The 10,546-nt window shown below is 68.1% G+C and carries 10 protein-coding genes, 1 pseudogene and 1 riboswitch; all 11 genes and pseudogenes read right to left on the bottom strand.

Annotated elements, in window-relative coordinates; all coding sequences use genetic code 11:
* A pseudogene (locus ACI48D_RS25840) lies at positions 1–282 on the bottom strand (threonine-phosphate decarboxylase); the annotation flags it as partial.
* Positions 275–1,231 carry a CobD/CbiB family cobalamin biosynthesis protein gene (locus tag ACI48D_RS25835; RefSeq protein ID WP_435574106.1) on the bottom strand — a complete coding sequence of 319 codons (957 nt, stop codon included), beginning with the start codon at positions 1,229–1,231 and terminating at the stop codon, positions 275–277. The pseudogene ACI48D_RS25840 and the gene ACI48D_RS25835, both read right to left, overlap by 8 nt.
* Positions 1,225–1,785 (bottom strand): bifunctional adenosylcobinamide kinase/adenosylcobinamide-phosphate guanylyltransferase, encoded by a 561-nt coding sequence (cobU, locus tag ACI48D_RS25830; RefSeq protein WP_435574105.1) that lies wholly within the window; start codon positions 1,783–1,785, stop codon positions 1,225–1,227. Before cobU ends, ACI48D_RS25835 begins: the two co-directional genes overlap by 7 nt.
* Positions 1,782–3,083 carry a cobyrinate a,c-diamide synthase gene (locus ACI48D_RS25825; protein ID WP_435574104.1) on the bottom strand — a complete coding sequence of 434 codons (1,302 nt, stop codon included), beginning with the start codon at positions 3,081–3,083 and terminating at the stop codon, positions 1,782–1,784. Before ACI48D_RS25825 ends, cobU begins: the two co-directional genes overlap by 4 nt.
* Complete coding sequence (gene cobO, locus ACI48D_RS25820; protein WP_435574103.1) at positions 3,083–3,709, bottom strand: cob(I)yrinic acid a,c-diamide adenosyltransferase; 627 nt, start codon at positions 3,707–3,709, stop codon at positions 3,083–3,085. Before cobO ends, ACI48D_RS25825 begins: the two co-directional genes overlap by 1 nt.
* Positions 3,702–4,478: an ABC transporter ATP-binding protein gene (locus tag ACI48D_RS25815; RefSeq protein ID WP_435574102.1), complete on the bottom strand. Its 777-nt coding sequence runs from the start codon at positions 4,476–4,478 to the stop codon at positions 3,702–3,704. Before ACI48D_RS25815 ends, cobO begins: the two co-directional genes overlap by 8 nt.
* A 1-nt stretch (position 4,479) precedes the next feature.
* Positions 4,480–5,502 (bottom strand): FecCD family ABC transporter permease, encoded by a 1,023-nt coding sequence (locus ACI48D_RS25810; RefSeq protein ID WP_435574101.1) that lies wholly within the window; start codon positions 5,500–5,502, stop codon positions 4,480–4,482.
* A 17-nt stretch (positions 5,503–5,519) separates the two neighbouring features.
* A complete protein-coding gene (locus ACI48D_RS25805) occupies positions 5,520–7,370 on the bottom strand; it encodes a TonB-dependent receptor plug domain-containing protein (RefSeq protein ID WP_435574100.1) in 1,851 nt (616 codons plus the stop codon).
* Positions 7,371–7,442: 72 nt separating this feature from the next.
* Positions 7,443–7,673: riboswitch (cobalamin riboswitch) on the bottom strand.
* On the bottom strand, positions 7,668–8,237 hold the full coding sequence (locus tag ACI48D_RS25800; RefSeq protein ID WP_435574099.1) for a histidine phosphatase family protein: 570 nt from the start codon (positions 8,235–8,237) through the stop codon (positions 7,668–7,670). It overlaps the preceding riboswitch by 6 nt.
* A gap of 3 nt (positions 8,238–8,240) precedes the next feature.
* Positions 8,241–9,020 (bottom strand): adenosylcobinamide-GDP ribazoletransferase, encoded by a 780-nt coding sequence (locus tag ACI48D_RS25795; protein WP_435574098.1) that lies wholly within the window; start codon positions 9,018–9,020, stop codon positions 8,241–8,243.
* 7 nt (positions 9,021–9,027) lie between these two features.
* Positions 9,028–10,068, bottom strand: coding sequence for a nicotinate-nucleotide--dimethylbenzimidazole phosphoribosyltransferase (gene cobT, locus ACI48D_RS25790; RefSeq protein ID WP_435574097.1), 1,041 nt, complete (start codon positions 10,066–10,068; stop codon positions 9,028–9,030).
* Between the last annotated feature and the right edge of the window lie 478 nt (positions 10,069–10,546).

The following is a 10,546-nucleotide window of genomic DNA, read 5'->3' as shown; positions in this document are numbered from 1 at the left end:
ATACGAGGGCGCGGCCACCGTCACCCGCGAGGGCGCCCGCAGCCGCGGCAGGGCCTGGATCGCCGCCTGGGTGCCGGCGACCGGCAGCAGCGCAGGCGCGCCGTAATAGGCGCACGCGGCATCGACCAGCGCGGGGTCCGCTTCCGGCAGCCGGTGCCAGGCATCAGGAGGCACCGGCGGCGCCGGATAGCCGATCGGGTGGAGGCCGGTCGACAGGTCGATCCAATCCTCGCCGCCGTAGCGCCGTTGCGCCTCGCGCAGCTTGCCACCATGTTCAAGCATGTGGGGCTCCGCTCAGGTGCAGGAATGTGCCGAGGGCGAGGGCGATGGCTGTCCACAGCAGGGCTGTGCGGAAGACCAGGCGCCAGGCACGCGGGATGTCTGCGGCGGTGGCGGCGCGGCCGGCACCCAGCACCGGCCGCAGCTCGACTTCGCCGTCATAGGTGGCGGCGCCGCCCAGGCTGATGCCGAGCGCGCCGGCGCCGCTGGCCATTACCGGACCCGCGTTCGGGCTGCTCCAGGCCTTCGCCTGCGCGCGCCAGCAGCGCAGCGCGCGCAGCCTGCCGCCCGGCGCCAGCAGCGCATACGACAGTGCGGTCAGGCGTGCCGGCGCATAGTTCAGCAGGTCGTCGACGCGTGCGGCCACGCGGCCGAACAGATTGAAGCGCGTATTCCGGTAGCCCCACATCGCATCCAGTGTGTTCGCCAGCCGGAACAGCAGGGCGCCGGCACCGCCACCCACCAGGAACCAGAACAGGGTGCCGAACACGGCGTCGTTGCCGTTTTCGAGCAGCGACTCGGCGCCGGCTTTCGCCAGGTCGGCCGCGCTGGCCTGCGTGGTGTCGCGGCTGACGATGCGCGCAGTCAGCCGGCGCGCATGCGGCAGGTCGTCTTGCGCCAGCGCCGCATGGATGGGCAAAGCATGGTCGCGCAGGCTGCGCAGCCCGAGGCACAGGTAGAGCAGCAGCGCGTGGAGCGCCAGGCCGGCGATTCCTGAGTTGGCGCACAGCCAGGCGGCCATCGCCGTCAGCGGCAGCACCGCCAGCACCCAGCCGGTGGCGCCGCGCGCGATGCGCCAGCCGCCGAGATTCAGGTGCCGCTCCAGCCACTGCGCCATCCGGCCGAAACCCACCAATGGATGGCAGCGCCGCGCCTCTCCCAGCAGCAGGTCGAGCGCAATCCCCGCCGCCAGCAGCAGCGCGATGGCGAGCGGCGGCAGCCCGCTCAGCATGGACCACCCTTCAGGGCCAGCGGCAGCCCGGCGGCCACGAATAGCACCCGCTCGCAGCGCGCCGCCAGCTCCTGGTTCAGGCGGCCCGCTTCGTCGACGAACGCACGCGAGACCGCGCCGACCGGCACGATCCCCATGCCGACTTCGTTCGACACGAACACGACTTCGCCGGGCGACGGTTCGTCCAGCCACGCGAGCAGGTCGGCGCGCTCCCGGGAGAACAGGGGTGGCAGCGCGATGGCGCCGACGTCCGGGTAGTCCCGCTGCGACGAAAACATCAGGTTGCTGAGCCACAGGGTCAGGCAATCGACCAGCACGATGCGCTCCGGCGCGCACAGACGGCGCAGGGTGGCGGCGAGCGCGGTCGCTTCCTCCACCGTCTGCCATTCGGGCGGCCGGCGTGCGCGATGGTGGACGATGCGCTCCGCCATCTCGGCGTCGCCGGCGTGCGAGGTGGCGACATACACGACCTTCTTGCCGGACTCCCGCGCCAGGCGCTCGGCAAGAAGGCTCTTGCCGGAACGGGCGCCGCCGAACACCAGGGTACGGCTCATGGCGCCGCCTTCGCGAACAGGCCGGCCGCGGCCAGCGGGTTCGAGGCGAAGAAGCCGTGGAAGTAGGACGCTGTCAGGGACCCGAGCCGGTACACCGCTTCGCCCTGGGCGCCGGACGGATGCTTGACCGTGTAGGCGACCGGTGCCAGCCCGGTGTCCAGGTGCGAATAATGGAAGGTATGGCCGCGCAGCTCGCCGGCCGCGGTCGGCATCCCCTGCGAGCCCAATCCGGCCAGGCGTTGCTGCATGAGCACCCGGCCCGGCAGCAGGGCCGGCATGGTCCAGCAGCGACCTTCGGTATCGGTGATCGATTCCGACACCGCCATCATGCCACCGCATTCGGCCAGGATCGGCAGGCCGGCGGCGTGTGCGGCGCGGATCGACTCATGCCAGCGCACCGCCCCGGACAACGCCTCCATGTGCAGCTCCGGATAGCCGCCCGGCAGCCAGACCGCATCCGCATCCGCCGGCACGGGCTCACCGGCCAGCGGCGAGAAAAAACGCAGCCGGGCGCCGAGCTGCCGCAGCACGTCCAGGTTGGCCGGATAGATGAAGCAGAACGCGGCATCGCGCGCGATCGCCACCGTCTTCCCGGCCAGCAGCGGCGGAATCGGCTCATCCGGGTCGGCGTGTTCGGGCAGGCGCGGCGTCAGCGCTTGCCAGGCCTGGGTGTCGAGGTGCAGCCGGTCGGCCAGCTCGTCCAGGATCGCGTCGATGTCGTCGACTTCTCCCGGCAGCACCAGGCCCAGGTGACGCTCGGGCAGCTGGCGCGCCTGTGTCGGCAGCGTCGCCAGCAGAGGAATATCGCGCAGCGAGGCCGCCACCATCTGGCGATGGCCCTCGCTCGCGATGCGATTGGCAACCACACCGGCCATCTGTACCGGGCCGTAGTCGCGCAGGCCCTGCACCACGGCGCCGGCGGTCTGCGCCATGCTGGAGGCGTCGATCACGGCCAGCACCGGGATGTCGAAAGCGCGAGACAGGTCGGCCGCGGAGGGGGTGCCGTCATACAGGCCCATCACGCCCTCGATCAGCACCACGTCGGCGTCGCGCGCAGCTTCCGCCAGGCGGCGCCGGCACTCCTGCAAGCCGACTATCCACAGGTCGAGCGTGTGCACCGCTGCGCCGCAGGCACGCTCCAGCAGCAGCGGGTCGATGAAGTCGGGACCGCATTTGAACACCCGCACCCGCTGGCCCTGGCGGACCAGGCCGCGTGCGAGGGCGGCGGTGACGGTGGTCTTGCCCTGGCCGGAAGCGGTTGCCGCCACCAGCAGCATGCGTGCGCCGGGATGTGCCATCACCACTCCGTGCCGGCTTGCGCCGCGATGCCCGCCTTGAAGGCGTGCTTGACCACGTTCATTTCGGTGACGGTGTCCGCCACCTCGATCAGCTCGGGCGGCGCCGCGCGGCCCGTCACCACCACGTGCTGCATCGGCGGACGGTCGAGCAGGTCGGCGATCACCGCGTGCACGTCCAGGTAGCGGTACTTCAGGGCGATATTCAGCTCGTCGAGCACCACCAGCCCATAGGCCGGATCGGCGAGGAAGCGCTTCGCCTGTTCCCACGCTTCGCCGGCCCTGGCGATGTCGCGCTCGCGGTCCTGCGTTTCCCAGGTATAGCCTTCGCCCATCGCATGGAAGCTCACCTCGTCGGGGAAGCGCGAGAGAAAACGTTCTTCGCCGGTCGACATCGCACCCTTGATGAACTGGACCACGCCGACCTTCATGCCGTGGCCGAGTGCACGCACCGCCATCCCGAAGGCGCTCGAGCTCTTGCCCTTGCCGTTGCCGGTATTGACGATAATGATGCCGATCTTCTTGTCGGCCGCCGCGATTTTTGCATCGATGACGGCCTTCTTGCGCTCCATGCGCTGGCGGTGGCGCTCGTTGAGCGCGGCAGTGTCTTCAAACGTCATGTCATTCATGGTAGTCCTCTTGGGGAATGAAGATGCGGCGGCCGCCGTGCTCGATCATCTCGATCGGGTGGCCGAGGTAATCGCCCAGCAGCGCCGGCTGCATCACCTGTGCGACCGGGCCGGCCAGCCAGCCGCCGTCGCCGCGCAACAGCAGGGCGTGCGTGGAGATGCCGTGCGCCAGGTTGAGGTCGTGGCCGATCATCACGACCGTCTTGCGCTCGCGCCGGCACAGGCGCGCGAGCAGGCCGGTCACGCTGACCTGATGCGCCAGGTCGAGCGCGTTGGCCGGCTCGTCCAGCAGCAGCAGCGGCGTGTCCTGGGCCAGCAGGGCGGCGATCGCAACCCGCTGGCGCTCGCCGCCGGACAGGGTACGCACATCGCGCGCCGCCAGGTGGTCGACCTCCATCGCCGCCAGTGCCTGCAGTGCCGCCCGGTGGTCGTCGCTGCCTTCCCAGTAGCGGTTCGCATGGTAGGGATGGCGCGCCGACAGCACGGTATCGATCGCGCTGTAGGCGAAGGCGTCGTTGCGCGACTGTGCCAGGTAGGCGCGCTTGCGTGCCAGCTCTTCCAGCGGCCAGTCGTCGAGCTTTTTGCCGTCGAGCCGGACCGCGCCCTCATCCGCGCCGCGCAGTCCGGCCAGGGTGCGCAGTAGGGTGCTCTTGCCGGCGCCGTTGCGGCCGATGATGCTCCAGCACTCGCCGGCCTGGATGGTCCAGTCGAGATCCCGCACCAGCGTACGGCCGGCAAGCTGCAGCGTGAGTCCTTGAGTAGCGATCATCTTATTTGCGCAGTTGGTGCAGTTGATACAGGAAGACCGGCGCGCCGATCAGGGCCGTGATCGCGCCCACCGGCAGCTGGGTCGGGGCGACCACGGTGCGCGCCAGGGTGTCGCACAGGACCAGGAAGCTGCCGCCCAGCAGTACCGCCGAGGGAATCAGCACCCGGTGGTCCGGGCCGAAGGCGAAGCGGCAGGCGTGCGGCACGATCAGGCCGACGAATCCGATCGAGCCGGCATTCGTCACCGCGCTGGCGGTCAGCACGCCGGACACGAAGAACAGCCCTTTTCGAAGCCGGCCGACTTCGATGCCGAGCGTGCGCGCGGTATCCGCATGCAGGGCCAGCACGTTCATCGCGCGCGCATTGCGCAGGGCGAAGGCGAGCGCGCCGCCCAGCACGATCCAGGGCAGCACGCGCAGCGGCGTGCCGGCCAGGTCGCCGATCATCCAGAACACCATGTTGCGCAGGCTGCCTTCGGGCGCGATCGACAGCATCAGCGTCACCAGGGCCATGCAGGCCGACATCAGGATCACCCCGGTCAGCAGCAGCGTCGAGGTGCCGCCTTCGGCCGCCACGCCGCCGCGGATGTCGCGCCGCGCCAGCAAATACAGCAGCATCGAGACCGCGACCGCGCCGAGCAGCGCGGCGCCGTCGACCACCATCGCCGCGGACATCATCAGCAGCGCGAACAGGGCACCCACCGAGGCGCCGGCCGAGATCCCCAGCACATACGGGTCGGCCAGCGGGTTGCGCAGCAAGGCCTGCATCATGACGCCCGCCAGCGCCAGCGCGCCGCCGGTGACGAAGGCGGTCAGGGCCCGTCCGGCACGCAGCGCAAGCAGCGAGGCGGCCAGCGAATCCTGCCGGCCGCGCATCAACTCCATGACCGCCCGCGGCAGCTCCGGCAGCGCGACCGTGACCGACCCGGTGACGCCGGCGAACAGCATGCAGGCAAGGGCGGCGAGCAGGAGCGTGCCGACGATCATGGTGGCGCGCCGGCGCGCGCTTGGGTGGACTGGATGCATGCTGAATGAAGAGTGAATTAACGGGTCCCATAGCGCAGCGCGGCGAACCAGCTGCGTCCGGCCGTGCCGTAGTTGCGCGCCAGGTCGTGGCGTTTGTCGAGCGTATTGTCGAGGCGTAGCAGCAGCGACCAGTCGGGCATGAATCGCCATGTAGTGTACAGGTTCAGCAAGCCGTAGCCACCGAGGCGGTTGGCATTCGCCGCATCGTCGAAGCGGCTGCTTGACGCCTGCAGTTCGGCGCCCAGGCCGAGGCGGTCGACGGTGTAGTCGGCGGCGAGGCTGGCATGGCGGCGCGAACGGCGGGCCAGCTGCTTGCCGGTGGACTCGTCGCGCGGATCCTGCAGGTCGACGCTGGCGCGCAGGTCGAGGTCGCGGACATGGGTGTCGGCCGACATCGTCAAGCCCTCGAGCAGGGCATGGTTGACGTTGTAGGCGCAGCTGCCGGTGCGGCTCGGGCAGGGATTGACGGTCACGATCATGTCGGTCAGGCGGTTGCGGTAGTAATTCGCCTGCAGCTCGGCGCCGGCGATCCGGTAGCGGATGCCCACCTCGGCATTGCGCCCCTGTTCCGGCTTGTTCGTGACCAGGCCGTAGCCCGGGTAGTACAGCTCGTTGTAGGTCGGGGCGCGGAAGCTGGTACCGACGCTGGCGGTGGCGCGCAGATCCCTGCTGAATTCGTAGCCATAGCCGGCCGCGCCGGTGGTTTTGGCGCCGTAGATGGAATGGTCGTTGCGCAGGCTGAGGTCGAGCAGGTGGCTGCCGCGCCGCAGATCGTACGCCGCGGCCACCGAGTTGGTGACGCGCGAACGGTTCAAGGCAGCGCTGGAACTGGACAGCACCTGTTCCTTGCGGTGGCCGAACAGGACCTGCAGGGTGTCGCTGCCGAGGTCGATGGTGTTCTGCCAGGTGAGTTCGTCCTGGCGCGTGTCGATCTGGCTGGTGCCGCTGGCCGCCGTGCTGGTGAAGCTGCCCAGTTTGTCGTTCGAGCGGGCGGCCTGCAGGCTGCTGCGCCAGTTGGGGAGGATGCGGCCGTTCAGGAACACGGCATAGCTGTCGATGTCCTGCTCGTTATGCGTGTCGTAGCTGGAGGCGCCGCTGTCGTACTGTGCGCGCAGGCGGCTCTTCAGGAATTGTGCGCCCACGTCAATGCCCGGCGCGAGCTGCACGGTCAGGCGTCCGTTCACACTGTTACGGGTGTAGCCGTCGTCGTCCGGGTTGTAGCCGAACGCGCCAGGGCGGGTGGCCGAGAAACCGCTTGCCTCTTCATGCGCGCCGCTCAATGCATAGCTGACGCTGTGATCGCCGCCGGTGGCGCCGTGCACGCCGGCGTCGTATGCGCTGGTACCGTAGCTGCCGGCGCCAGCGCCGGCGCTGAAGGCCGGTTTGCCCGCACTCTTCTTCGTGAAGATCTGCACCACGCCGCCGATCGCGTCGGCACCGTACAGTGAGCTGAGCGGACCGTAGACGATCTCGATATGGTCGATGGTCGAGAGCGGGATCGCATTCCAGCTGGCCGCGCCGGTGGTCGAGGAGCCGATACGCACGCCGTCGATCAGGACCACGATCTGGTTGCTGTTGGCGCCGCGCAGGTAGACGCTGGTGCTGGCGCCCGGACCGCCATTGCGGGCGATCTCGATGCCGCGCTGGCGGCGCAGCAGGTCGGCGACCGAGCCGGCGCCGGCGCGCGCGATCTCTTCGCTGCCGATGACGGTTGTATCGGGGATCACTTCGTCGGCGCGCTGGGGCGTGCGGGCAGCGGTGACGACCACGGACTCGATGGCGGGATCGGCCAGGGCGGAAATCGAAGGCGAAGCAAGGGTAAAGGCGAGCAGCGGCGCGGCCGCATGCCGTGAAACGGGAAAGCGCATGACGATGTTTTTCTCTCGTAGACAACCGGCCGACGTCCCCGTAGGCCAGATTGAACGGAAGCGCCGGCAAGCCGTCGCTCCCACCTTTTGGCCGGTATCCGGGCTGGCAAGTGTGGCCGTCTGACCTTCCCATGCTTGCGCACAGTGGTATGAAAAGACGGTTGCCGCATCGGCGATGACGCGATGCGGTACTTGCTTACCGTTGCGGGGGCAGCACACGTTGGCTCGTTCGAAGAGCTTCGTGTTTCCCGTTTAACTGCGCCTGAGAACACAGGCGCGAGCACCAAAACGTGGATATTATACTTCCAGCACGACCATTTCGCCGTAGCCGATGCGATGCGGCGTACTGGCGGCATTCAACGCGGCTTCTTCGAGGGGCAGGCCGCCGCGCATGGCGCCGAGGAGGCGGATGGTGCCGGCATGGCAGATGAGCAGCGCTTCCGCATGGCCGGCCTGGCGCAGCTCATTGCTCAAGTCAGCGCGCAGGTCATCAATGAAGGCGGCGACGCGGCGCGCCACGTCGAGCACGCATTCGCCGCCGCCGGGGCGGTAGCGGAGCAGGTCGGCGGCCCAGGCGTCGACTTCATGGCGCGGAATCGCATCCCAAGCTTGCATTTCCCAGCGGCCGAAATCCATCTCGGCCAGGCGCGCATCGAGTGTCGGCGGGGCCGGGGTCAGGCGCCGGGCGAGGCGGGAGCAACGTTGAAGCGGGCTGGCATAGACCGGAAGATCGCCCGGCAGACCGGCCGCGTGCAGGCGTGCATGCGCGCGCGCGAGTTCGGGTTCAGTGACCGGCACGTCGGTGGCGCCGTAGCACAGGCCCTGGCCGATCTCGGGCTGCGGATGGCGGACCAGGTAGAGCTTCACTGCTCAGGACCAGGCGCCATGGCCCAGCGTGGCCAGTACGCACACGTAGACGAGCACCTCGGCCACCTGCTGCACCGCGCCCAGGCAGTCGCCCGTATAGCCGCCGAGGCGCTGTTCCAGCTTGCGGCCGAGCCAGACCGCGGCCAGCAGGGCGGCCAGCAGCGCAGCCAGCACGGCATCGGGCGCAATCCAGCCGACGGCGAGCAGGATCGGTACCGGCAACAGCGCCGTCACGGCCGCAATCGCGAATTCGGTTCCCGTCATCTGCTGGGCGAGCGGCTTGGCCTTGCCTTCGCCGCGTACGTAGTCCAGTTTCCAGATGAGCGAGGCCGCGGCCAGGCGCGACAACGGATGGGCCAGGAACAGCGCACCGACGGCCAGGCGCGGGGGCAGCATCGCCAGTGCCGACAGCTTGGCCGCCAGCATGCAGGCGATGCCGATCGCACCATAGGCGCCGACACGCGAGTCTTTCATGATCTCGAGCGCGCGCTCAGGCGTCACGCCCCCGCCCAGGCCATCGCAGGCGTCGGCGAAGCCGTCTTCATGGAAGGCGCCGGTCAGGTAGATCGAGGCGGCGGTCGACAGCACGGCGGCCACCGGCGCCGGCAGTACGAGCGCGGCCGCGAAGTAGACGGCAGCGGCGATCGCCCCGACCACGCAGCCGACCAGCGGGAAGTAGCGCGAGGCATGCTGCAGCCAGCTGGCCTCGAAGCCCACCCAGGTCGGAATCGGCAGGCGCGTGAAGAACTGCAGTGCGATGAAGAAGAGGCGGACTTGCTGCATCTTGTTCTTATTCGCCGACGGACTTTTCGCTGACGCTAGCGGAAGAGAAGGTCGCCATCTCGTTCAGGAAGTTGACGGCCGCATGCAGCAGCGGCAGCGCGAGTGCAGCGCCGGTGCCCTCGCCGAGGCGCATGCCCAGCTGCAGCAGAGGTCTCGCATCGAGTTGCTCGAGCATGCGGCGGTGGCCGGCTTCGTCCGAGCAGTGGGCAAACACGCAGTAGTCGAGGATCGCGGGCGCCAGGCGGCAGGCGACCAGCAGGGCGGAGGTGACGATAAAGCCGTCGATCAGCAGGGTCTTGCGCAGCGCGGCGGCCTGCAGCATGGCGCCGGCCATCATTGCGATCTCGAAACCGCCGAAGGTGGCGAGCACGTCGAGCGGATCGGTCACGCCGGCGTGGCGCTCGACCGCGGCTTCGATCACCTGCTGCTTGCGCAGCACGCCCTGCGGCGACAGGCCGGTGCCGGCGCCCACGCAGTCGGCGACGGAAATGCCGGCCAGCTTGTGCATCAGCGCCGCGGCGGCGGTCGTGTTCCCGATGCCCATCTCGCCGAAACCGACCACGTTGCCCGGCAAGTCCGCGGCCAGGGCGGCGCCATGTTCCAGCGCGGTGGCACACTGCCGGGCCGTCATCGCCGGTTCGAGCGCGAAGTTACGGGTGCCGCGGGCGACCTTACGATCGACGAGGCCGGCACGCGGACCGAAGTCGTGGTTGACGCCCGCATCGACGATATGCAGCGCGGCACCGTTCTGACGGGCGAACACATTGATGGCAGCGCCATTGGCGAGGAAGTTCTCGACCATCTGCCAGGTCACGTCCTGCGGAAACGCGGAGATGCCTTCGGCGACCACGCCATGATCGCCCGCGAACACGATGATGGCCGGCCGGTCGATCGAGATCGCGGTGGTCTGCTGGATCAGGCCGAGCTGCTTGGCCAGGGATTCCAATGCGCCGAGGCTGCCGAGCGGTTTGGTCTTGTTATTGATTGCTGCGTCGAGCCGAAGGGCGAGCTCGGGATTCGCGACGGCGGCGATGGAAGGCAGGCGCATGCGTGTTCCGGAAAGTAATAAAGGCGGCAAAGATAGCATACGGGCAAGCGTTGCAGACTGCGGGCGGCTTTGCTATAGTTCGCGTCCTGCTTCTGCAGCGCACAAATTGCTTACAAAAATGAGTGCGCAACGTAGAAACGGATGAGTTGACGAGTTAAGCGAAACACGGCATAATCTCACTTCTCTGCTGCTGACGAACACAACGATTCGCAAGCGCAGCAAGGCAGTACCGAATAAGTTCTTTAACAATCAACAGTCGATAAGTGTGGGCGTTTGATGAGGTGCCAGTATCGCTTCGGTGGTGCTGAATGCTTAAATTATCAAATGTTCACAAAAAGTATAACGTTGCTCAGCAATGAGTAGCGGTCAGTATTTTGAGTGAGCGACCCTTGAGAAATCAAGGTGGCAGCAATGCCAACAAACAGAGATTAAACTGAAGAGTTTGATCCTGGCTCAGATTGAACGCTGGCGGCATGCT

The organism is Massilia sp. LXY-6 (assembly GCF_051233485.1).
In the GTDB taxonomy this organism is placed as follows: domain Bacteria; phylum Pseudomonadota; class Gammaproteobacteria; order Burkholderiales; family Burkholderiaceae_D; genus Telluria.
Note: the sequence above shows the minus strand (reverse complement) of the source record. Positions and strands in the feature narration are given on the sequence as shown.